The sequence below is a fragment of the Microcoleus sp. AT3-A2 genome, assembly GCF_036705685.1.
In the GTDB taxonomy this organism is placed as follows: domain Bacteria; phylum Cyanobacteriota; class Cyanobacteriia; order Cyanobacteriales; family Microcoleaceae; genus Microcoleus.
This window is the reverse complement of sequence record NZ_JAUBVF010000004.1, coordinates 198,259-220,351: the sequence shown is the minus strand read 5'-3', so window position 1 is coordinate 220,351 and position 22,093 is coordinate 198,259. Positions and strand designations below refer to the sequence as shown.

General features: G+C 43.4%; 20 protein-coding genes. 10 read left to right on the top strand and 10 right to left on the bottom strand.

Annotated elements, in window-relative coordinates:
- Nucleotides 1-140 precede the first annotated feature (140 nt).
- Nucleotides 141-593 (top strand): ATP-binding protein, encoded by a 453-nt coding sequence (locus QUB37_RS04825; RefSeq protein WP_333159613.1) that lies wholly within the window; start codon nucleotides 141-143, stop codon nucleotides 591-593.
- 152 nt (nucleotides 594-745) lie between these two features.
- Here the strand turns inward: QUB37_RS04825 and QUB37_RS04820 are convergent, their stop codons facing one another.
- From QUB37_RS04820 to QUB37_RS04810, 3 genes are all read right to left on the bottom strand, one after another.
- On the bottom strand, nucleotides 746-868 hold the full coding sequence (locus QUB37_RS04820) for a hypothetical protein (protein WP_333159611.1): 123 nt from the start codon (nucleotides 866-868) through the stop codon (nucleotides 746-748).
- An 18-nt stretch (nucleotides 869-886) separates the two neighbouring features.
- Nucleotides 887-1,078, bottom strand: a complete 192-nt coding sequence (locus QUB37_RS04815; RefSeq protein ID WP_333159608.1) for a hypothetical protein — start codon at nucleotides 1,076-1,078, stop codon at nucleotides 887-889.
- Between the two features lie 710 nt (nucleotides 1,079-1,788).
- The gene (locus QUB37_RS04810) at nucleotides 1,789-2,061 is read right to left on the bottom strand and encodes a hypothetical protein (RefSeq protein ID WP_333159606.1); all 273 of its coding nucleotides are present in this window, start codon (nucleotides 2,059-2,061) and stop codon (nucleotides 1,789-1,791) included.
- Nucleotides 2,062-2,848: 787 nt separating this feature from the next.
- Between QUB37_RS04810 and QUB37_RS04805 the strand changes: the two genes are divergently transcribed.
- The gene (locus QUB37_RS04805) at nucleotides 2,849-8,536 is read left to right on the top strand and encodes an AAA family ATPase (protein WP_333159605.1); all 5,688 of its coding nucleotides are present in this window, start codon (nucleotides 2,849-2,851) and stop codon (nucleotides 8,534-8,536) included.
- 10 nt (nucleotides 8,537-8,546) lie between these two features.
- On the opposite strand, the gene QUB37_RS04800 is transcribed toward QUB37_RS04805, so the two are convergent.
- The 6 genes from QUB37_RS04800 to cpeB all read right to left on the bottom strand — a co-directional run bounded on the left by QUB37_RS04800 (nucleotide 8,547) and on the right by cpeB (nucleotide 14,128).
- On the bottom strand, nucleotides 8,547-8,726 hold the full coding sequence (locus QUB37_RS04800) for a hypothetical protein (RefSeq protein ID WP_333159603.1): 180 nt from the start codon (nucleotides 8,724-8,726) through the stop codon (nucleotides 8,547-8,549).
- Nucleotides 8,727-9,143: 417 nt separating this feature from the next.
- A complete protein-coding gene (locus QUB37_RS04795) occupies nucleotides 9,144-10,535 on the bottom strand; it encodes a hypothetical protein (RefSeq protein ID WP_333159601.1) in 1,392 nt (463 codons plus the stop codon).
- A gap of 201 nt (nucleotides 10,536-10,736) precedes the next feature.
- Nucleotides 10,737-11,351: a HEAT repeat domain-containing protein gene (locus tag QUB37_RS04790; RefSeq protein WP_333159599.1), complete on the bottom strand. Its 615-nt coding sequence runs from the start codon at nucleotides 11,349-11,351 to the stop codon at nucleotides 10,737-10,739.
- A gap of 186 nt (nucleotides 11,352-11,537) precedes the next feature.
- A complete protein-coding gene (locus tag QUB37_RS04785) occupies nucleotides 11,538-12,827 on the bottom strand; it encodes a HEAT repeat domain-containing protein (RefSeq protein WP_333159597.1) in 1,290 nt (429 codons plus the stop codon).
- 172 nt (nucleotides 12,828-12,999) lie between these two features.
- Nucleotides 13,000-13,494, bottom strand: a complete 495-nt coding sequence (locus QUB37_RS04780) for a bleomycin hydrolase (RefSeq protein WP_333159034.1) — start codon at nucleotides 13,492-13,494, stop codon at nucleotides 13,000-13,002.
- Nucleotides 13,495-13,573: 79 nt separating this feature from the next.
- Nucleotides 13,574-14,128: a C-phycoerythrin subunit beta gene (cpeB, locus tag QUB37_RS04775; RefSeq protein WP_333067110.1), complete on the bottom strand. Its 555-nt coding sequence runs from the start codon at nucleotides 14,126-14,128 to the stop codon at nucleotides 13,574-13,576.
- Nucleotides 14,129-14,361: 233 nt separating this feature from the next.
- Here cpeB and QUB37_RS04770 point away from each other — a divergent pair, with 233 nt between their 5' ends.
- From QUB37_RS04770 to QUB37_RS04745, 6 genes are all read left to right on the top strand, one after another.
- On the top strand, nucleotides 14,362-14,898 hold the full coding sequence (locus QUB37_RS04770; RefSeq protein WP_333159594.1) for a phycobiliprotein lyase: 537 nt from the start codon (nucleotides 14,362-14,364) through the stop codon (nucleotides 14,896-14,898).
- Between the two features lie 50 nt (nucleotides 14,899-14,948).
- Nucleotides 14,949-15,551, top strand: a complete 603-nt coding sequence (locus QUB37_RS04765; protein ID WP_333159592.1) for a chromophore lyase CpcT/CpeT — start codon at nucleotides 14,949-14,951, stop codon at nucleotides 15,549-15,551.
- 226 nt (nucleotides 15,552-15,777) lie between these two features.
- Entirely contained in the window at nucleotides 15,778-16,662 is an 885-nt protein-coding gene (locus QUB37_RS04760) for a phycobilisome linker polypeptide (RefSeq protein WP_333159589.1), read from the top strand.
- 111 nt (nucleotides 16,663-16,773) lie between these two features.
- Nucleotides 16,774-17,541, top strand: a complete 768-nt coding sequence (locus tag QUB37_RS04755) for a phycobilisome rod-core linker polypeptide (RefSeq protein ID WP_333159587.1) — start codon at nucleotides 16,774-16,776, stop codon at nucleotides 17,539-17,541.
- Between the two features lie 234 nt (nucleotides 17,542-17,775).
- On the top strand, nucleotides 17,776-18,543 hold the full coding sequence (locus QUB37_RS04750) for a phycobilisome rod-core linker polypeptide (protein ID WP_333159585.1): 768 nt from the start codon (nucleotides 17,776-17,778) through the stop codon (nucleotides 18,541-18,543).
- A 555-nt stretch (nucleotides 18,544-19,098) separates the two neighbouring features.
- The gene (locus QUB37_RS04745) at nucleotides 19,099-19,755 is read left to right on the top strand and encodes a HEAT repeat domain-containing protein (RefSeq protein ID WP_333159583.1); all 657 of its coding nucleotides are present in this window, start codon (nucleotides 19,099-19,101) and stop codon (nucleotides 19,753-19,755) included.
- Nucleotides 19,756-19,774: 19 nt separating this feature from the next.
- Here the strand turns inward: QUB37_RS04745 and QUB37_RS04740 are convergent, their stop codons facing one another.
- Nucleotides 19,775-20,353 (bottom strand): phycobilisome protein, encoded by a 579-nt coding sequence (locus tag QUB37_RS04740; RefSeq protein WP_333159581.1) that lies wholly within the window; start codon nucleotides 20,351-20,353, stop codon nucleotides 19,775-19,777.
- A gap of 245 nt (nucleotides 20,354-20,598) precedes the next feature.
- On the opposite strand from QUB37_RS04740, the gene QUB37_RS04735 reads away from it, so the two are divergent.
- Nucleotides 20,599-21,333, top strand: coding sequence for a 15,16-dihydrobiliverdin:ferredoxin oxidoreductase (locus QUB37_RS04735; RefSeq protein ID WP_333159579.1), 735 nt, complete (start codon nucleotides 20,599-20,601; stop codon nucleotides 21,331-21,333).
- Between the two features lie 7 nt (nucleotides 21,334-21,340).
- Nucleotides 21,341-22,093: a phycoerythrobilin:ferredoxin oxidoreductase gene (locus QUB37_RS04730; RefSeq protein ID WP_333159577.1), complete on the top strand. Its 753-nt coding sequence runs from the start codon at nucleotides 21,341-21,343 to the stop codon at nucleotides 22,091-22,093.

The following is a 22,093-nucleotide window of genomic DNA, read 5'->3' as shown; positions in this document are numbered from 1 at the left end:
ACTGAATTCCCCCGTGCCGCTTCCCTCTCAGGGCTGAAGCCACTGAGTTTCCCGCATCCCGTATTAATTTTTATGAGGGAATTGAAAGTACATTGCTGATTTTGCAACACCGGCTCAAAGATAAACCAGAGTGTCCAGGCGTGGTAACGATCAAAGACTATGGCACTTTGCCCAAGGTGGAATGTTTCCCCGGACAACTCAATCAGGTATTCATGAATATTTTGGTTAATGCCCTAGATGCCCTAGATGACAAGAATACCAAACGCTCCTATCAGGAGCTTAAAGACGCCCCCAACCAGATTACAATTCGGACTTCTGCGATCGACAATCAATGGGTGGAGGTTGCGATCGCTGACAACGGAATGGGTATGCCAGACCCAGTGAAGCAGCGCATTTTTGATCCCTTTTTCACCACCAAAGCCATCGGTAAAGGTACGGGTTTGGGGATGTCGATTAGTTATCAAATCATTACTGAAAAACATGGCGGTAAAATCAAGTGTTTTTCTACACCTGGCTCAGGCACTAAGTTTGTGATTCAGATCCCCATTCGGCAACAGACAATTTCAGCACTCCCGATCCCTGCTGAATCTTAACCACTTCGCCTTCAGTGCAGCCCTCAAACAATCTGAGGCGATACCATAATCGATCGGGGTGTCAATTACCGCCAACTGATCGATCTGAAGCCATAAGAATTTTAGAAGCGCGATGCTCAAACAAAAATCGCAATCTTCGCAGAACAAAAACGCTAGAAACCCCAAGAGCGATCCTCTTCGAGGGCTTCGCTAACGTACAGAATTGAAGAGCGATCGCCCGCAGGTAATTTTGAAGTATGGGTTATTGCGATCGAGTGTGGGAAACTAATATTCATCAAATGAATGATTACATATTAATTTGTAGTTTTGGGCAACAATTGATTTAGCGCATCGCACAAGTATCGCTTCACGGTATCCCTACTTGCGCCCACGCCGCTGGGAATGGTAAAGATCATCTCGACAGTTAATAGATTTCCGTCGGGTGAGGCAAAAACATCGATCGGCAAAGCACGCTGAAATGCTGTTGCGGGATTTTCGGCTTTCATGACACCTGTGCTCACATCGGTGCTGATCGTTCTGATGCTCTCGCGGGCTAAAATGGGTCGTAATTGGGAAAATGCTCTCTCTATCGATAACCCCTCAACCTGAACACGTGCAGAAAAGGCGGCACCATTCAAAAAGTCCCCCTTTTTTTGAAAGCTTTCCTCGCAGGTTGTGGCCACAGCGGGGGTGGCTAAACATATGAGAGCTAGAGTCAAGACAAGCGATCGCATATTAGCTTAGTTATAAAAATGAAACGAAACAATCATCAACATTATCATGAACCATCATAGGATGGTTTGGCAAGCGATGCAAATACCTTCGATGGTTTTTAGCATGAGTTGCAGTCTGGTTAGTATTCGCGGCTATTCTAGCAACTATAGAAACTAGAATAATTGAGGTTAAAGACTAAAAGAGCGAGCTATCGTACTTAATTGAAGCTCGTACTGAATAGAAGGTCGATTTAATGCTGGATTCTCATTTTTTAACAACATTTCACTCGCTTCACGTAAGTTAGTTGGTAGGCTGTCTAAAGTTTCTCATTGAGAATGCGCTCTCTTAGAAACCGGAAACATAGACTACATATAAATCCGTCTCAGGCTCTTTCGGAACCACCGCAGTAAACGTCCTCATAAATTCCAACTCCAACAGCTTGACTTTCAAGCAAAATCTAATAAAATTAAGTTTAGCATATCTATCACCTTTCTGCGTAAAATCACTTAGAAATAAGCTCAATGACACTACCTAGAGATGCAGCAAGTTTATATCCAATACGGATACGCAATAGTCTAGCATTTGGATGTTTCGCACTCACGTAATCAGCAGCGTATAAAGCATTTTTATCAACTTTATAGTCGCCTGTTTCTATATCCATGATGACCATCTTGCCAACATTCTCTTCTAAGTCTATTTTGGGGAGGATGCTGCTCTTATATAAATGTTTGGCACGAGGCGGGGCTTCTTCACGACTCCAAAGCATGGTTTGCATACATTCCCCCTTTTTTGTAACTTTTGATCCTGTTACGGACGTGGGCTGTATTACGCGAATTCACCATGTTTGTCGAGCGAGTTCTTGGGTTTTACCTGGCGGATACTCAGCCATTGCTGAGGCTGCAAGCTTGGCAAGAGCATCGGGAGAACAAGCATTTGCTGGTTCCCCTCTGGGAGCATCTTCAAGTTCTTCTATAATCGCATCTTGCTCACTTACAGATCAGGTTTTCAACTTAGCGATGATCGCGCGCTCAAGTAACTCAGTCCTGGTTAGCACACTCTTACAATACACCTCTTAAAAAAGTAGGCAAGGCGATCGCGAATTGTACACTTTTAAGAGCAACGATCGCACCCGGTCGAATTGCTGCAAATATGTTGTAGTAGGATATATAATCCTAAGTTAGAATAATTCAGGCTCAGATACATAATCAGCTACTGGGATGTAAAAAATCTAAAGTCTCAAAAAACTTGAAGCGTCTGGGCCGAGTACGTCCAGAGAACTTTAAACAGATGCTTTAGGTAGTGCGATCTCATAATTTATATGGATGTGCTTGTCCAAGCCCCAATTCTTGCTTCTCCAACTCCCGCAGAGGTATTATAGTTATAATTAAACATTAGATTATGATGCACATTAGCATTGAATGAGGGGAGGAAATATTGGCACTCGCTAACAAGCTAATTCCCTGCTAGTTTAAAATTTTTCAACAGTTACTCCAATATCGCTGTCTCATATTCCCATCCATCAATTCCAGATCTGAATAATCGAAATAATCGAAATAACGAATATGAAAACCACGCTGCCCGGTTACAAACTCTTATCGTTGCCCCTTCACGAAGGAGTCAATACAGTTATTTATCGCGGGGTTAGGGAGTTCGAGCCAACTCCGGTTATAGTAAAAACCCTTAAAGCCGAGTATCCCACAATAGAAGAAATCGCGCGGTTGAGACATGAATATAAAATCCTCAAAACTCTGGACATGGCAGGGATTGTCAAAGCTCACTCTTTGGAAAAGCATAATAACGGTCTGGCGCTAATATTAGAAGATTTTGGGGGGAAATCTCTGAAAAACCTAATCGCAGCTAAACACCTTGAAATAATCGAATTTCTAAGTCTGGCAATTCATTTGGCAGACACCCTAGCTCAACTGCATGAAAATAAGATTATCCATAAAGATATTAAACCGCAGAATATCATTATCAACTCCAAAACAGATAAAATTAAAATCATAGATTTTAGCATTTCCACTTACCTAGAGCGAGAAAACCAGAGCCTCAGCAATCCCAACTTGCTAGAAGGCACCCCCGCCTATATGTCTCCAGAGCAAACCGGGCGGATGAATCGCTCAATTGACTACCGCACCGACTTTTACTCATTAGGTGTCACCTTTTATGAAATTTTGACTGGAAAGCTGCCGCATCAAGCCAGCGACCTCCTGGAATTAATTCACTGCCATATCGCTAAAAGACCAGTGCCACCCCATGAGCAAATCCCTGAGATTCCCAAAGCGATTTCTGACATCGTAATGAAATTATTAGCCAAAACTGCTGAAGACAGATACCAAAGCGCCCTGGGGCTAAAAGCTGACCTAGAAATGTGCCGTCATCAACTGCAAAACCATGGGACAATTGGCAACTTCTCAATCGGTAAGAGGGATAAATGTGGACAATTTCTCATCCCGCAAAAACTCTATGGCCGCGAGCAAGAAGTAGCCACTTTGATGACAGCCTTTGAGCGAGTCTCCGGCGGAACCAGCGAAATGATGCTAGTGAGCGGTTACTCAGGGATTGGCAAATCTTCCTTAGTGAATGAAGTTCAAAAACCGATTCTCCGGCAGCGCGGCTATTTTATCTCAGGTAAATTTGACCAGTTAAAGCGAAATATTCCTTATGCTTCTTTGATTCAAGCTTTCGCCGGCTTGATGCGGCATCTGTTAACAGAAAGTTCGGAAAAACTAGCCATTTGGAAAGAGCAACTCTTAGAAGCTTTAGGCTCAAATGGCCAAGTCATAGTAGATGTCATTCCCGAAGTCGAACTGATTGTGGGCCCTCAAGAAGCTGTTCCGCAAGTGGGGGCATCTGAATCCCAGAATCGCTTTAATCGCGTCTTTAAAGAATTCATTCATGTATTTACTAAACCCTCACACCCGCTCGTCGTCTTTTTGGATGACTTACAGTGGGCAGATTCGGCATCGCTCAAGTTGATTCATCTGCTTATTTGTGACCCGGACAGCCAATATTTACTGCTGATGGGAGCCTATCGAGATAACGAAGTAAGTCCGACACACCCGTTGATGCTGACGTTGGATGAGATTCAAAAGAATGGGGCGGTTGTAAATAATATCACCCTCCATCCTTTGGATATTGGCAATGTCAGCTTGCTGGTAGCGGATACCCTCAATGAGTCTTCCGCTCCGAGAAACCGGGTTTCTGAATTGTCCGAGCTACTTTTCAATAAAACCCAGGGAAATCCTTTCTTCTTGACTCAGATGTTCGCTACTCTGTACCAAGAAAAGCTATTGACCTTTGATTTCAGTGCTGGGTGCTGGCAGTGGTCATTAAACGAAATTCAAGCAGTAGGAATCACGGATTATAATGTCGTCGAACTGATTGCCAGAAACATTCAAAAACTCTCGGAGGAGACCCAGGATGTCTTAAAATTAGCCTCCTGTATAGGAGACAAATTTAATTTAGAAGTTCTAGCAATTGTCACTGAAAAATCTCAGTCGGAAACGGCGACTGATTTGTGGGAAGCACTTCAGGCTGGCTTGGTTTTGCCCCTGAGCGAAGCATACAAAATCCCTCTCGTTTTTACCTCCGATGAAATGAGCAGGGAAGTAAATCAGAGAATAGCTCTAGATTCTCCTCTGCTATCATCCTCACCTGCCTCTTTGCCTTACAGCCATAATGCGCCTATCGCTTACAAATTTCTCCATGACAGGGTGCAGCAAGCGGCGTATTCTCTTATTCCAGAATCTCAGAAACAACAGACCCACTTGAAAATTGGTGAACTGCTACTAGAGCATACTCCAGCAGAGGAGATTGAAGAAAATATCTTTGAGATTGTCAATCAGTTAAATGTTGGTGCTGACTTTATCACGGAGCAGGCAAAAAAAGATCGTCTAGCTCGATTAAATTTGATAGCAGGCAAAAAAGCTAAGGCAGCAACAGCTTATGAAACTGCCGCCAGACAACTAAGGTTGGGGCTAGAACTCCTCAGAGAAGATAGCTGGGAAACCCAGTATGACCTGACGTTTCCTCTGTATGCGGAAGCGGCGGCGGTGGAATTTCTAAACATCAACTTCGAGCGAGCAAAAATGCTGTCTGAGGAGGCTCTCAAACACGCCAAAAATCGGCTCGAAAAAGTCAAAATTCATGAAATAAAAATGGAGTTTTATTCCCAGCAAAACCAGATGCAAGTCGCGTTAGATATCGCGCTGCAAATTCTAAGTCTGCTGGGTGTCTCCCTTTGTCCCGAACCTCCACAAGAGATGAATACTGAGGCGTTAGCTAATCTGCCAGAAATGACGGATATCAATAAACTGATGGCTATGGGGATATTATTGAAATCCGCTGCTCTTGCTCATCATGTGGCTCCTGCCTTATATCCGCAATGGCCATTTACAATGATTCATCTTTGTATTCAATATGGTAATTCACCCCAGGCCGCTTCCGGGTATACGGTTTATGGTTTGCTTTTGTGCGGGCCACTGGGTAAAATAGACGCGGGATATCGATTTGGACAACTAGGTTTAAATTTGTTGGATCGATTTGAGACAAATGAACTGAAATCTTACGTCTATCTAGTTTTTAATGCTCATATTAGACACTGGAAAGAGCATGGCAAGAAAACCTTAGCGCCATTGCTGGAGGGAATTCAAAGCTGCATCGAAACTGGAGAATTACAAAATGTTGGTTATAATTCTATCTACTATTGCGATCATATATTTTTTACAGGTCAACCGCTGGAATTTGTGGCTCAGAAGCAGGCGCAATATCTTGATTTACTCCTAAAACTCAAACAAGATTCGCATATTCCTTATTTGAAAACCTGGAGAGTAATGGTATTACAATTACTCGCCGCCTCGGAAGAGGAATATATGCTTAAGGGCGAAATTTTGAATGAAGAAGAACTCCTGCAACAGTCAATTGCTGAAAATAAACATATGTTTATTTTTGTTGCTCACCTGACAAAATTTATGCGACTTTATTTGTTTAAAGATTACGCTCAGTCAGTGAAAAGCGCCAGCGAAGCAGAAAAATATAAAGAAGGTGCACCGGCGCTGATGAGTGGTGCGGAACACAATTTCTACTATTCTCTGGCCCTCCTGGGTCAATATCCCCAAGTTTCCAGCAGCGACCAAGAAGAATCTTTGAAGCAAGTGGCGAAAAATCAAAAACAAATGCAGCAATGGGCAGTTCACGCTCCTGCAAATTATCAACACAAGTACGAGTTAGTGGAGGCGGAGAAAGCGCGGGTATTGGGAAAAATTGGCAAAGCGATGGAGTATTATGACGCCAGTATTCAAGGAGCCAGAGAACAGGGATACATTCAGGAAGAAGCCCTAGCTAATGAACGGGCCGCCGAGTTTTATTTTTCTCGCGGCCGGGAGAAGATAGCAGAGATTTATTTGACGGATGCTTACTATGGCTATGTTCGCTGGGGAGCGAAAGCAAAAGTGCAGGATTTATCAAAAGAATATCCTGAATTCTTCTCGCGAATACTGACTAAAGAAGTCCCCAACTTCGACATATCACGGACGACCAGCTCGACGACTACGGGGAGTTTTGCAGCACTGGATTTAGCCTCTGTGATGAAATCTTCTCAAGCTATTTCTGGCGAAATTGTTCTGGAAAGTCTGCTTTCTAAGTTATTGAAAATTGCCATGGAGAATGCTGGGGCAGAAAAAAGCTACTTGATTTTAGAAAAAGATGGTCAACTGGTGGTAGAAGGGACGGCCAGCCTAGATAATGATGAGGTAGTAGTGCTGCAATCCACACCAATAGAAATGAGTCAGAAATTGCCGTTTTCTATCCTCAATTATGTGGCTAGAACTCAGAAAAATGTGGTATTAAATGATGCAATCCAGGAGGGTATTTTTACCAGGGATAGCTATATTGTTAACGCCCAACCCAAGTCAGTTTTATGTATGCCGGTCGTCCATCAAGGAAAGCTCATTGGTCTGCTTTACTTGGAAAATAATCTGACAAGGAGTGCGTTTACTCCCGATCGCCTGGAAGTTTTAACAGTTCTCTGTTCTCAAGCGGCGATTTCCCTGGAAAATGCCCGACTCTATGCTAATTTGTCTGAGGCGACTGACAATCTGAAACAAGCCAATGAGCAATTAGAAGATTACAGCCGGACTTTAGAGCATAAAGTGGAAGAGAGGACGCAGGAATTAAAGGAAAAAAATCTGCTCCTGAGCCAGGAAATTCGCGATCGCGTGCAGATAGAGCAAGCTCTGCGACTATCAGAAGCGCAATTAAAAAAACAAGCCGAACAACTAGAGCTTTCTTTCCAAGAACTCAAGCGCACCCAGACCCAGCTAATTCAGACTGAGAAAATGTCCTCACTGGGACAGATGGTGGCCGGGGTAGCCCACGAAATCAATAACCCGATTAACTTCATATATGGCAACCTGAGTCACGTCAGGACTTACTGTGAAGACATACTAGGACTGGTGAAACTCTATCAAGAACAATACCCCCACCCCACAGCAGCGATTGTTGAGGATATGGACGCAATCGAATTAGATTTCTTGATGGAAGACTTACCCAAAGTGCTGGATTCGATGAAGGTGGGGGCAGACCGAATTCGCGAAATTGTCCTCTCCCTGCGAAACTTCTCGCGACTGGATGAAGCGGAAATGAAAGAGGTCGATATCCATGAGGGCATCGATAACACCCTACTGATTTTGCAGCACCGACTGCAAGCTAAACTAGACCAGCCTGCTATTCAAATAATTAAAGAGTACGGCCCGCTGCCGCTGGTGGAGTGCTATGCCGGCCAACTGAACCAGGTGTTTGTAAATTTACTGGCGAATGCGATTGACACTCTCAATGACCAAAGAGGGCCGCGGGCGATCGCAATTCGCACCTCAGTGGGGTATGGGGAAGAAAAATCCCCGATTTCCAATCCCCCCCTTACGGAAAGCTCTACAGTTTCTTCGGCTGAGGTGGATTCCCCCAACCTCGGCCCGACCCGCAAAGCTCCCCAATTTGTTGTGATTCGCATTTGCGACAATGGCCCCGGTATGACAGAGGAAGTGAACCGGCGGCTGTTCGATCCGTTCTTCACGACGAAACCTGTAGGGAAGGGCACTGGTCTGGGGCTGTCAATCAGCTACCAGATTGTGGTAGAAAAACACCGCGGACAGTTGAAGTGTTTTTCTCATCCCGGTGAGGGGGCAGAGTTCATCATTCAGATTCCTATTCGACAGAACTATCAAGCATTGGCTGTCCAAAGCCAAACCTGATGAGTAGTTGTTATTGGTATTTCCAGGGATTCGATGGCAGGGATTGTGTCGGGATTTGTGCGATCGCAGAACTCTCAAACAAGCTTGCCTTAGCGCTTAACAGCAAGACTGAGACGACAAGGGCAATGAGCAAGAAGCGGAGAACGATCGAGCGATCGCGGAACAGTGATTGCAGCCTTTGAGATCTCACAGCACCTCTCCTCTGATTGTTTGCAGCCTAAATTTCCGGCATTTCGCATCTGAGAAGTAAAAAAAAGATGCTTCAAATTGGCGGACGATTTGATCGTGTTTTACCAGGCAGTTCTAAAACTTTCCTCTCTCTACAGAATTAAGTTGAAGGATAGAATGCGATCGCGAAATTAGATTTCCAACTGTGAATCTAGCAGTCACACTTCACTCTCCAAACAATGGTCGTACTTGCCATCCCTAGAAGTTCCAATTAGGATCTCCAATGATTAGCGTTTATTTGATTACAACCTGTAGCTTATGTCGCATACATAGCGGTCTAACGGCAAAACGCAGCGGCGGCAGATAATCTCGAATTCAGCACCAGCGGCTTTCAAGCATCCACTGCATTTGAATTGTTGAGCTGCCTTATAGATGCTAACTACCTAATTCTAGTGCGATTGTCATCTTCAAAACTCATAGCTGCGTACTCTTCTTCTGAGCATACTGTTATATCAAGCTGTGAGGCTTGCTTTTCAAACACTTGACTGATGCTATCTAATGTTGACGAAATCAATTCTTGGTCTGCCCTGACTGTATACACGACGATGAGATCGATATCGTTGTAAAGTTCTCGCCTCAAATACGAACCAAATATATACACTTGAAAGCTTGGGGGGACTGAGGCTTTACTAAGGATAGATTTTAAAAAGCTAAGACGACTAGATCTCTGATCTGTTAGGAGATAGTTTAAAAACTCATCACAATCTTTGCGGATGGCACCCATGAAAGTCCTAAGCGTAAATAAGCCAATCTTATGATCAATGCAGAGGGCTTTAGCTTCTCGTGTATACGTACCATAAGGGTTAGAGCAAATGATTGCATCAACCGCTGGGTCAATCGCCATGACTCGTTCAAACGTGTATTCAGTGAAGAAATAAGTATCTGTCGCAAAAACTCGAAGGCTGCGTCCATCCTTAAGTTCAACATCAAACATTCCTATGTTGAGCTTCTCCATTCGAGTAATAAAAGAATGGGTTGCCAAAAAATCTTCGATGTATTTTGATACAGTCGCTTTTCTAAATTCAATTTCTTCTCCGGATCTATTCTCTCTGCTTTCTACAGGCAGACCAAGGCTCTGTTTGATGAACTCATCAAATTCTTTTGGAAATAGCTTGTAGTCGTTAACCTTTTTCTCTAATAGGCAGTTATCTCGAAAAGAATCGGCATGAAGTTTATAGCCCATCATTTGTATATAAACTTCCCACGGGAAAGGAAAATTTCTTTTGTTAGCCTCAATTAGTCCAACGATTCTTTGGTTATTTGGAATAATTGTATCTAGGCATTGTCGTCGCCAGATAGTTAGCGCATCCCCTGAACTGCCCTGCAATGCATGCTTCGAGAAAGGACCATATTCTTCAAAAATAACTCTGTTCTCGGCCAAAAGCTCATTGACTTGCTCAAGTAGTTCTCTTTCATTGCGAATTTGAGGAAAGTCAAAGAGTGAATTTATCTTCTTCTCGTGATAGGCCTTCCATGCCTGCATTCGCTCAACAGAAAATTTATTCTCTAGCTCATCAACAATCTTGTGGCATTCTAGACAAAGCATTATCAAATTAGCTATGCCATCTCTATCAATGTAGTCGGCTAGTTCATGCTCGCTTCGAGGACCGCTCTTACCATGACCGATGATGTGAGCTACATTTGCAAGGCTGACCACATCATCCTCGACTCCAGCGAAGAGGTATTTATTGCAACTCGGATTTTGACAGAAGCCACCACACTGGGCCCACAGTTTACGAGCAATATTTGTTGCGATGTTTTTGCGGCTCATGGTTCAATATAGGGCGTTGCTGAATAGAGGTATGAATTCAAGATTTCCCAATAGCTATAAGCCCGCTTGAGGGTGAGTTTTTTAACTTCAAGGGAAAAGGTGATTCATACCGTGAATCAGCAAAGCCCAAAGTTTTATCATAGCTTAGTCGGCTGCAAGTGCTGTGTGCGATCGAGAGTAGTGCTAAAAATCTCACTAAACCTAACTATCTGCACGCTTATAATTCATCACCAAATCCAACCGCGATAAAGAACTTGTCGCTGATTCCCGCACATAAGAATCCACGGCTTCATCATTCGCAAATGTGGTCAGAACTTCTACACAACGTCGATCGCCCACAGAAGCAAGAGCATTCACGATCGCCACTTGTACCGCCACATTATCCGTTGTATTCAGCGACTCCACCAAAATCTCAAAAGCAGAGGAACCCATCTGCCCTAAAGCCATCACAGAAGCAATATTAACCACAGGATTCGGATCGTCGATCGCCTTTTTTAATCCCTGCAAGCCCGCTTCAGGAAACGGCAACTCTGGATAATTAATCGCAATTTGTGCTAATACCTTCGCCGCACTCCCTCGCACAGTCACATTATCACTGTTTAACAATGCCTCCACCACCGATGGCACGGCATCTTCACCAATCACGCCCAAGGCTTTTACTGCCGCCCGACGATAGGTGACATCTTCTTCATCTAAAATGCCCACCAGTCGAGAAATTGTATTTTCATCGCGGGAATCGGCAATTTCAAACATTGCCCGATCGCGCAGATGAGGATTCGGGTGTTTTAGTTGTTCAAACAAAGCATCTGTTGTCATGGTTTTTGTGGTTTTATAGCAGTTGACAATTGACTGTTGACTGTTGACTGTTGACTGTTGACTGTTGACTGTTGACTGTTGAGTGTTGACTGTTGAGTGTTGACTGTTGACTGTTGACTGTTGTATGGCGGTTCGATCGCGTGGTGAGGTATGCCCGATGCCCGATGCCCGATGCCCGATGCCCTCTTAAGATAGTTCGGATGTTACACAAGTACGAGCATCTACCTTAGCTCGAACCAACCAATCTGAGTCAGCCGCAGCGATTTCATAACCCGTGACATCACCAAGTTTTTCTAGTGCCATTAATGCAGCATACTTCAAATCCCAAATTTTAGTTTCCAGACAGGCTTTCAATTCTGGAATAGCACGTTGTTCTCCCAGTTCCCCCAGGGCGATCGCCGCCGCTGCACGGGATTTCTGAAACTGGGGTTGGGGGTGATGCAATGCTTCCAATAACAAATCGTAGGCTGGAGAATGTTTTAACCAACCAAACAATTTTACCACATGAAAATGCGCTCCATAGTCATTATTTGCTTCTTCAGCAAAGGTAGCAAACAGGGCTGCTGGTGCATCCTCTGAGTAATTTTCAAGTATCGTTTTAGCGGCTAAATAGCAACGTCCAAAATCTGTTTCGTATAATTGGCGAATCAAAAACGGTAAGTCGGGTAATTTTTCATAACTATGCACTAAATCTAAATCCCCTGGATAGTCTCTTAATGTTTGTTCCAAATATGGTTTAATGGTAGCAAAGGTCAGGATTTTTTCAGCAATGCCTGCTTCTGCTAACATCCTAATCCCTCTGAGCCGAAAGACTAAAGATACCGGACACCTGGCAATATTTGGAATTGCATCGTAGTAACGCGCATCTATCAAATCCTGAATAGATAATCTGCGCCCAAGGACATTTTTGTTTTGCAACATCGCGACAACTTTTCCCATTTGAGAAAAGTCTCTGGTTAAGCGACAAATTGCGGCGATCGCAGCACTAGCAGTCGGCGGGTCAAGATCATCGACAAATCTGCGAATTCTGGCTACGGCTGGCTGATAATCTAATTTAGTTAGGGTGTGGATAATTACCCGGTAGGTTTGTCCCGGTTTATCCAGCAATTGAGCAATTTCTGCTAAAATATCGGCATCTTGAGTGCCAATTTCGCCGATCGCCCAAACGGCATTTTCCACCGTGTAACAGTCATCATCCGCCAGACAGGTGCGAATCACCGGCAATGCTTGCACAGCTTGCAGTCTTCCCAAGGTTTCCACCGATTTGCGGCGCACAATCCGGTTTTCCAGCACCGGATCAGTTTGTTGTACTGCTCGCATCAGTGCTGCGATCGATCGATCTGTGGAGAAATTGATCAAGTGGGAAGCAGCTATGTAGCGGGAATCCTCTTCGCCGATTTCAGCTTGGGGCGTATCTAAAAGGGCGATCGCCTGGTCTTCCGTTAAATTAAAAAAACTAAAAAAGCGTTTATCCATAAAATTAGCAGTCTGCAAAAACTATAATATGATATGCCTATTAAAATACAATAACAAGCCTAGGAATTCTTTACCCTTACCTCACCAAAATTGGTAAAGCAATGAGCCAAGAGTTCCTAGACTTGTCGGGGTATCAACTACCCAGTTGCGACATTACAAACCTGCCAATTAATTAGGACAGGGAGTTGATCGCGTAGTCGAGGAGAGCATTGTACTCAGTCAAAGCTTGAGCGGACATATCGCGAGGAGCGCAACCGCGATTGCGAGCAAAGCTCAATGCTTCAACGTAAGGAGCAGTAGGCAAGCCCAAAGCACGATAAACTTCGCGTTGACCAGCAATACCCCATTCGTCCAGAGGGCCTGTGCCGCCAACAACTAAGCAGTATTGCACCAAGCGCAGGTAGTGCTTGATGTCGCGATGGCATTTTGCTTTGAAAGTATCGGTGGAGTTAGCTTGACCGGATTCGTTCAAGTAAGGATACTTTTTGATGCAAGCATCATAAGCTTCTTTAGCAACTGCGTCGAGGTTGGTGCCTAATTTTTCTGCAGCTTCTAAACGAGCAGCAGAGCGTTGGATAGAACCTTGAACGGATTCTAAATCTGAGGTGCTAGGGAAGCGGCCTGCTGCATCAGCAGAGGCAATAGCTGTGGTGAGAACTGATTTCATTTCCTAAAACTCCTAAAGTGATTTTGATGACAGTGAGCGTAGTTTCAATTTTGCTGAGCCAATTGCGATTAGCGACGGACTAGCTCAGTGCAGAAATGATGCGATCGAAGTAGCTGGAAGCTTCAGCAACGAGGCTAGCACAACGATCTTCTACTACAGGACTGCCCATTTTGCGGAGCTTAGCACCAGCAAATTTTTCGCTAGGATTGTCTTGGATGTGAGCAGCGGCTTGAGCCTTCATGATTTGAACGGCACGCACGGTGGAGGTGGTGGGCACGCCCAAAGCTGCGTAGGTTTCTTTCAAACCATTCAAGCAACGGTCATCAAGAACAGAAGCATCACCAGCCAACAAAGCGTAGGTTACATAGCGCAAAATGATTTCTGCATCGCGCAAGCAAGCAGCCATGCGGCGGTTAGGATAGCAGTTACCACCAGCTTGAATCAAGCCTTGGTTTTCGCAGATCATACCGGCAACAGCATCAGAAACCATGCAGCTAGCATTGCTGGCGATCGCGTTTACAGCATCCAAGCGTCGGTTGCCGTTGGCAACGAAAGCTCTCAGGGCACTAATATCACCGACGGTGGAGGTGCTGGCATCGGCTGCAACTACAGCTCTTGAAAAAGCGTCAAGCATTGAGTTCTCCTTAACTTAGAAAAATTATTTCTGATCTTAGTTGGTCAACTTGGTGACTAACTTAATGGTTTTGAATATATCTCTGGGGTGTTGCCTCTGTCTCATTCCTGAGAAACAAAGTAACAATTTGTTACTTTTGTGGCTAAAAGCACTTTTTTTCGTGGACAGGGGCACAAAAAGTGGAGTTCTGAAGACAAGAATATTTTGGCTCTTGCCCCTGTACAATGTTTTCCATGAACCATATTAAGCAGTTTGTTGAAAATTCTCTAGGACGGTGGCGATCGCAGCGCAGCGCCCATCATTTGACTTTCAGACACTTTGAAGCTGTGCAGTCAGTCATTGATATCGTTGCTATCTCACCGGGCGATCGGGCAGTAATGGAACTCTGTCAATTGTATAATGTTGACCCATCCCAAGCAGTAATGCCTTTTCAAATGAGTTGGGAGGGTGAGTCAGATTGGGATGAAAATTCTGAGGTTAAGGGGAGTTGTATTCTGGTACCAATCCCCGATCCAAATGTACCTAATCGGGGTAAGTTATTACGAGATCAAGGTTATGCTGAAACTATTGCCGCAGCAGGTGACTATCATATCACAGAGGATGGAACTTTTGTGCTTTTGACTAGCTACGAACACGCCGCAGCGGAAGAAAAAATCTGGTTTGCTAATCCTAATTTACGGTTTCGTGTTTCCCTAATTAAAACCAGTGCCGGAAGTGGGGTAGTAACCGCATCATTTTCCTCAGAGATTCGTTCGCTGTCAGGGAATTAGTGAATTACCAATTGCTATTAATAAACTTTCTTCGACCTTCTTTTTAGCATATGAATTCAGTTAAAAGCAATGATTTAATCACTTTAGCTCAGTGGATGGCTGGGGATTTTAGTAACTATCAACAATCCTTTGATCACCCACAACAATTTGCCCATATTCGGATATTTTTTCGTCCCTTACCCTTTGAATTTTTCAATGCCATTGGCTTTTACTCAGAACAGGTTTACGACCACGATCTGTGGACTCCCTATCGTCAGGGAGTTCATCGCTTAATTGACCAGGGAAATCAAATTTATATTGAAAATTATAGCCTCGAAGACCCAATACAGTACGCCGGAGCCGCACGAGAATTAAGCATTCTCAAAACAATTAAACCAGATAGCCTGCAACGACGCTATCACTGTTCCATGATTTTTAAACGAGACGGCGAAATGTTTCGAGGCCGTGTGGAACCTGGAAACCTTTGTCTCATCGAAAAAAGAGGTTGTTCCACCTACCTAGTCAGTGATGTCGAGATTACAGAAACAACTTGGAGTAGCCTGGATCAAGGTCTGGATGTGAATACCCATCAACAGGTTTGGGGATCGGCTTTTGGCTCTCTACAGTTTGAAAAGCGTCAAAGTTTTGCCACTGAGTTACCTCACATCCCATAACTTATAGGCGTAATAATTTCAAGTCCCATTCGCCATATATTACAATAGTCCACGGCGTATTACAGAAAAAATATTGCAATAAGAGAGTCATAGCCAAGATATCAACCTCTTTGTGTAGTACAAATAAGCTCGCTGAGCAGATTTTATGTTAAGTTATGTAAAGTTTTTTAATATAACGTCTAAGTATGGTAGTTTTTCATGTAACACAATTGTGGAGATTTTTTCAATGGTTTTTGGACCTGCATCTCGACTTGGAGTCAGTTTATTTGAAGAAACACCCCGTTTAGAACTGATGCCAGGACGTTCAGAAGAAGAAGTAGAAATCATTATTCGTGCCGTTTATCGGCAAGTTTTGGGTAATGCTTACGTCATGGAAAGTGAACGAGCGACGATTCCTGAATCCCAATTCAAAAGTGGTGCACTCAGTGTGCGCGCATTTGTCCGCGCTCTGGCCAAATCAGACGCTTACCGCTCTCGCTTTTTCGATACTTCTCCTCGCTATCGGTTTATTGAACTCAATTTCAAACATCTTCTAGGTCGGACTCCTGATGGCTTAGAAGAAATGAGAGTACATAGCACCATTTTAGATACTCAAGGCTTCGAGGCAGAAATTGATTCTTACCTCGACAGCGATGAATACCAAAATGCCTACGGGGAAAATATCGTTCCCTATTACCGAGGCTACAAAACCCAGCCAGGACAAAATATGGTTGGGTTTACTCATATGTTTGCTCTCTTGCGGGGAGCTTCCAGTAGCGACTTCAAGGGCAGTCTTTCTGGAAAAACCCCTGTTCTGAATAAATTCGTGATTCAGCAAACCCCCCTACCCATAGTTCCCCCTTCAGGTGGTGCAGTTGGAGATGGTTGGGCATTCCAAGAGTCTGGTATCAATTCACGTACTCGTGCTGGATTAGGCGCCTCAGCAGAAGGCAAAGTTTATCGCATTACTGTGACTGGATATCGTTCTTCAGCAACGACTGTGATGAACCGAGTCTCTAAATTTCGCTCTAGCAATCAAGCCTATCTCGTACCATTTGATAGGCTCTCGCAAGAATATCAACGCATCCACAAACAAGGCGGCGTAATTTCCAGCATTACTGCTGTCAACTAACAACCGCTCAAACTTCTGCCTTAACGACTTGGGGAATTATCTCCCTGAGCGTGTTTTTGACAATCACTGATTCCCTGTTTTGAAGCGTTATTTATTCTTAGGAGAAAGTCAATGAGTGTCGTTTTAGATGCGCCAGTAGAACTTTGGCCTACCAGCAGCTCCGATGATAAACAGGCGGTAATTCGCGCTGTTTACAAGCAAGTATTGGGCAATCCCCATGTCATGGAAAGTGAACGCCTGACGATTGCAGAATCCAAGTTGTGCGATGGCACGATAACGGTACGAGAATTTGTCCGCGCTGTGGCTAAATCTGACTTTTATCGCCGTCGGTATTTTGAATCCTGCGCTCCTTACCGCTTTGTCGAGCTAAACTTCAAACATTTGTTGGGTCGCGCTCCTTTAGCTCAAGAAGAACTTTCTGAGCATATTTGTCGGTGTACGCAAGAAGGCTACGATGCCGAAATTGATTCTTATCTCGATAGTCCAGAATATCAGGAAAAATTTGGCGAGAATACCGTTCCTTATTATCAAGGAGCAAAAAGTCAAGTCGGACAAAAGCAAGTCGGTTACAATCGTACCCTTTCCCTGTATCAAGGTTATGCAGGAGTTGATAGTGCTTTTACCGCTTCTCGCTTAGTAGATTTTGTGGCTGGCAATAGCGGTAACAAGATTACTTTACCAACAACAGGCGGTCGGATCAGTGCTTACAAAGATGCCACCGAAAAGACTTTCAAGATTTTAGTCAAGGGGTCTAAATTTGATAGTCCTCGCCGACTAAGTAACACTGAATATCTTGTATCCGGTGCGAATATGACTCCGCAAATTCAGCGAATTCATCGTGCAGGTGGCAAAATTGCCAGCATCACAGAAGTTGCTTGAGGCATAGAGTGATTAGCGGGTAGAGAAGTAAAAATTTACTTCTCTATCCCTCTCTGAAACAATCGCGATTTTTATCTTATCACCCTCGAAATTATGAAAGCGATAACGATATAAACCGATAGTTTTTCTGTACTCAACAACAGATGTGTTCGCCTCTGTCAAGCTATTTCAACCAACATTAACTTTTTTTACACTCTCAATCAAACTTTCTTTAATTAACGTTAGGAAAAAACAATGTCCAGTTTAACAGCAGCTTTCGTCAGTGACCCAGTAGAACTGCGCTCCAATGCAACGGAAGACGATTTACAAGTCGTTATTCGTGCTGCTTACCGACAGGTGTTAGGAAATGCTCACCTGATGGAAAGTCAGCGTCTCACCAGTGCTGAATCATTGCTTCGCAATGGTGATATTACGGTGCGTGAATTTGTCAGACAAGTGGCAAAATCAGACCTCTATCAGTCTCTATTTTTTAACACCAATTCTGCCTATCGGTTCATCGAGTTAAACTGCAAGCATTTACTGGGTCGCGCTCCTTTAGAACAGACGGAGATTTCTGAGCACGTCCAAATTTGTAACGGTCAAGGCTATGAAGCCGAAATCGATTCTTATATCGATAGTGACGATTACAGCCAGAACTTTGGCGAGAATATTGTGCCTTATCCTCGGAACATTCGCAGCCAAACTGGTATCAAGAATGTCGGGTTTAATCGGATGCTTTCTTTGCTGGGAGGAGCAGCTACTAGCGATAGTAGTAATCAAGCTCAATTAATTGCTACAGTTGCTAGCAATCTGCCTCAGAAAATTAAACTTTCTAGCGTTGGTAACAGTGGAGCCTCTAGCACAACTGGTAAACGTTTTCGGATTACTGCTGCTAAGTCTGGTGGTGCTAAGGTCAGAGTGAGCAATATCAGCTATGAAGTCAGCTATGCTCAAATGTCTAAGCAAATTAAAAATATTCAGAAAATGGGAGGCAAGATTCTCAGTATTACTGAAGTTGGCTAAATTTACCTAGACTTCACCTTTGTCTTCATTAAAGTTTGGTATCTCCTGCTTTCTATAGAGCGAGTTTATTATTCGCTCTTTTTCTTCTATGCAACAGTTGAGAATAAAAATAAATGACTCAGTTTTCAAGCTGAGAATCTGAAAGATGCTACCCCCAATAGCTTGTAAAAAAATTCAGGCTTGGATCAGAAGTCGTCACCTAATTTTTTGCGGTCAATTGCTAGTTTTTGAAACTTTAGACTATCCAGCAGTTGAGCGATTTGAGGAATGTGTTAACAGTCTAGGAGGGTGCTTAATTTCTGTTGAACCAGCCAAACGACTTTGGATGGGAAATCATCGACAAGTGATTCTCTATCAGGCTAAAGCCAGTTTGCATACACCTCATCATGAACTGCGACAATATTGGTTCAAGTACGGCTGTTTTCAGACTCGATTTGATCAAAGAGCTTAGCTATAACAACCGCCCAGGTTATTAATTATTAAAATATCTTTGATTATTTGCATAATTAGGAACTTTTTGGTTAAAATAAAGAAAAATTATACTTTGTTGTGACTATGGATATTCACGAAATCGAAACGTCTCTGAACAATCCTGATTTTCAGTATCGACTCAAGGCCGTCGCGGCTCTCAAGGATTATCAACCAGAGATTGCCGTTCCCTTGCTCAAGGCCAAACTCGATGACCCGGAATTCTTAGTACGTTCCTTTGTCAGCAGAGCATTTGGGACACAACAAACCGCTGAATCCTTCGCCGCATTGCTCCAAATCATGAAATTTGATAATACGCCGAATGTGCGAGCTGAAGCTGCTAATTCTCTTTCGCTGTTTGGTCGATGTGCTGCATCTCATTTAGTCTCGACTTTTTTTCAGGATGACCACTGGTTGGTTCGTCGTAGTATTCTGGCGGTTTTGGTTGATATGGAGTGCGAAAGCGAGCTCTTTGAGGTCTGTATGGAAGCCTTAGCTGGCGAAGATATGACCACCCAGGAAGCGGCTGTGGATGCACTTGGTACATTAGCCGGAACGACTCAGGAACCGGCTGCACTTTCTCAGTTATTAATGCTGGCTAATTCGGAGTATGAACGTATGCGTCAGCACGTCGCATCTGCTTTACAGCATTTTGATGCTCCGCAGGCTAAGGAAATTTTAGGTCAACTTCGGCAAGACTCAAATCATCGAGTTGTTGCTACTGCTTTAGAAAATCTGCTTTAGACAATAATAAGGAAGTTGATTAAGCTTGACTAAAAGTTTTTAACCCACTGATTAAATGGTCAAAAGAGAGACTCAATAAATCCCGGTCTTCAGAATTAAAATGCTGCAAACTAACTTTTTTCAACTGTTCTAGTCCACAGAGCATCGCCGAAACAGGAACCCGCAATTCTAGATACAGTAGCTCCATGTTTTTGAGTCCTTCTTGGCTAGTAAATTGAGGATTGTTACCTGCAATTCCATAGGTGATACAGCGTAGGAACTGCCAAAAATCTCGCCAACAGGCTTCAGCACGTTCGGGAGGATAAAGATCATTACCAGGCTCAGTGATATCGGGAAAGTCCGCTAATACCTTTTTCCTCGCATCAGCAACAATATTAGGAGCTTGCTCTCGCAATAATCTGGCTTTTTCTAGCATTAAAGAGAGATGAGGATGAAGATTTTTAATGCGTTCTAAATCCTCATCTGTGAGATATCGACTTTGATTGTCAGCATCTTGAAAAATGGCAATTACTTCATCTGAATATAAGTTTTTCCACGTGGCAAAACTGACAATTCTCGCTTGGGGAATTAATTGCTTGGCTCTTTCACTTAATTGCATATTTATTAAATTACACTCACTTAATTTACTAGGATAGACTAAAATTATGAGCGGGTTGATTAAGATTTATTACAAATGCAGCCGTTTAATGATGGCTGGTACGCGATTTTTCTGGGTAATCCTGAGCACACAACAGATTTTTGTAACGAAATATTACTTTGTTTGTCAAATACAGAGACAAGATTTAAGGTAATCCCGTATGATCTTGTTTTGAGGGAAAGATTGAAGGAGCTAGATTTTAATCTATGTTTAAGCCGTTTCAGGAATTCTTAGAAAAAGAACTGGTTGGACGTTTTGCTCTAGAGAGTCGTCCCATTCCCTCTGGGTTAGAATCGGTGGTGAGTGAAAGAGGCAAAAATCCCGCGACGATTCAAAGTTGGTGCTATCAATGTCCCGAATTGCGAAAGATTCGTTATACCTACATTGATGCTGGAGAAACGGCACAAATTTTCAATAGTGTCATTTATCCGAATTATAATTACGATCTGCCTTTGCTAGGAATTGATTTTTTAGCATTTGGACAGAAGAAAATCTTGGTTGTCTTGGATTTTCAACCTTTATTCCGCGATCGCGCCTACATAGACAAATATATCGGGCCAATGAGCGCAATTAAGGATAAATACAAAGATTTAACGCAAGACTTAGAAATGAAGTTTTACGATGCGAATCAGTATTTTTCTAAGAACTTGCTATTTGCTAAAACAGATGCAGAAACGGTTGTAAGTCGTTTATTTCCAGCCTATCAAGAATATGTCCAGTTGTATTGGCAAATGCTAGAGCAAGCCTCCCCGCTTAACTCTCCCGAAGAGATGCAGCGGATTGTGAAGGCACAGAAAGATTACGATCAGTATAGTGCGGAACGTGATCCAGCATCAGGGCTATTCGGCAGCTATTTTGGGCATGAATGGTCAGATCGGTTTCTGTACGAATTTTTGTTTGAAGATGCTGTTCCCTTAGCAGTTCCAGCGGGAGTAAGATAAGTTAAAAATGACTCTTTATCAGCCTTTCTTAGATTACGCTATCCCACTTCTAAAAGAACGACTTGACTTGGCGCCCTATCCCATTCCCGCAGGTTTTGAACGGAAAGAAGCTCTAACTGGAAAGGGAAAAAAAGAGCAGTTGGTTGTGACGACAAGTCATGCTTTTAAGTCCTCAAAATTACGGCAAATTCGGGCAGCTCATGTTGAGGGTGGTGATGCTCTACAGGTACTTAATTTTGTGATTTTCCCCCAGTTAAATTATGATTTGCCCTTTTTTGGGGCGGACTTAGTAACCTTGCCGGGGGGACATTTAATTGCTTTAGATATGCAGCCTCTTTTTCACGATGTTGCTTACCAGAAGCAATACTCAGAGCCAATTTTGCCGATTTTTAACAACTATCAAAAGGAGTTGCCTTGGGGAGGAGATTTTCCTGACGAGGCAAAACCTTTCTTTTCACCTGCTTTTCTTTGGACTCGTCCCAAAGAAACAGAGGCTGTGCAAACTACGGTCTTTGAAGCTTTTAAGGATTATCTTCAAGCTTATCTCGATTTGGTGGAGCAAGCGCAACCTGTCACAGATAGTCAGCGACTTGGAGAGATTCTTGAGGCACAGCGACGTTATATTAATTATCGTGCTGCCAAAGATCCCGCTAGAGGAATGTTTACGCGGTTCTATGGTGAGGAGTGGACTGAGGAATATATTCACGGTTTTCTGTTCGATTTAGAACGCCACATTCCCGAAGTTCAACAATCAGTCTAA

What these genes read in the sequence shown, in the direction of transcription:
- QUB37_RS04735 (WP_333159579.1), top strand. Translation starts at nt 20,599, where the DNA reads ATGTTTAAGCCGTTTCAGGAATTCTTAGAAAAAGAACTGGTTGGACGT.
- QUB37_RS04790 (WP_333159599.1), bottom strand. Translation starts at nt 11,351, where the DNA reads ATGACAACAGATGCTTTGTTTGAACAACTAAAACACCCGAATCCTCAT.
- cpeB (WP_333067110.1), bottom strand. Translation starts at nt 14,128, where the DNA reads ATGCTTGACGCTTTTTCAAGAGCTGTAGTTGCAGCCGATGCCAGCACC.
- QUB37_RS04755 (WP_333159587.1), top strand. Translation starts at nt 16,774, where the DNA reads ATGAGTGTCGTTTTAGATGCGCCAGTAGAACTTTGGCCTACCAGCAGC.
- QUB37_RS04770 (WP_333159594.1), top strand. Translation starts at nt 14,362, where the DNA reads ATGAACCATATTAAGCAGTTTGTTGAAAATTCTCTAGGACGGTGGCGA.
- QUB37_RS04820 (WP_333159611.1), bottom strand. Translation starts at nt 868, where the DNA reads ATGAATATTAGTTTCCCACACTCGATCGCAATAACCCATACTTCAAAA.
- QUB37_RS04765 (WP_333159592.1), top strand. Translation starts at nt 14,949, where the DNA reads ATGAATTCAGTTAAAAGCAATGATTTAATCACTTTAGCTCAGTGGATG.
- QUB37_RS04805 (WP_333159605.1), top strand. Translation starts at nt 2,849, where the DNA reads ATGAAAACCACGCTGCCCGGTTACAAACTCTTATCGTTGCCCCTTCAC.
- QUB37_RS04740 (WP_333159581.1), bottom strand. Translation starts at nt 20,353, where the DNA reads ATGCAATTAAGTGAAAGAGCCAAGCAATTAATTCCCCAAGCGAGAATT.
- QUB37_RS04760 (WP_333159589.1), top strand. Translation starts at nt 15,778, where the DNA reads ATGGTTTTTGGACCTGCATCTCGACTTGGAGTCAGTTTATTTGAAGAA.
- QUB37_RS04745 (WP_333159583.1), top strand. Translation starts at nt 19,099, where the DNA reads ATGGATATTCACGAAATCGAAACGTCTCTGAACAATCCTGATTTTCAG.
- QUB37_RS04795 (WP_333159601.1), bottom strand. Translation starts at nt 10,535, where the DNA reads ATGAGCCGCAAAAACATCGCAACAAATATTGCTCGTAAACTGTGGGCC.
- QUB37_RS04785 (WP_333159597.1), bottom strand. Translation starts at nt 12,827, where the DNA reads ATGGATAAACGCTTTTTTAGTTTTTTTAATTTAACGGAAGACCAGGCG.
- QUB37_RS04815 (WP_333159608.1), bottom strand. Translation starts at nt 1,078, where the DNA reads ATGAAAGCCGAAAATCCCGCAACAGCATTTCAGCGTGCTTTGCCGATC.
- QUB37_RS04810 (WP_333159606.1), bottom strand. Translation starts at nt 2,061, where the DNA reads ATGCAAACCATGCTTTGGAGTCGTGAAGAAGCCCCGCCTCGTGCCAAA.
- QUB37_RS04730 (WP_333159577.1), top strand. Translation starts at nt 21,341, where the DNA reads ATGACTCTTTATCAGCCTTTCTTAGATTACGCTATCCCACTTCTAAAA.
- QUB37_RS04780 (WP_333159034.1), bottom strand. Translation starts at nt 13,494, where the DNA reads ATGAAATCAGTTCTCACCACAGCTATTGCCTCTGCTGATGCAGCAGGC.
- QUB37_RS04750 (WP_333159585.1), top strand. Translation starts at nt 17,776, where the DNA reads ATGTCCAGTTTAACAGCAGCTTTCGTCAGTGACCCAGTAGAACTGCGC.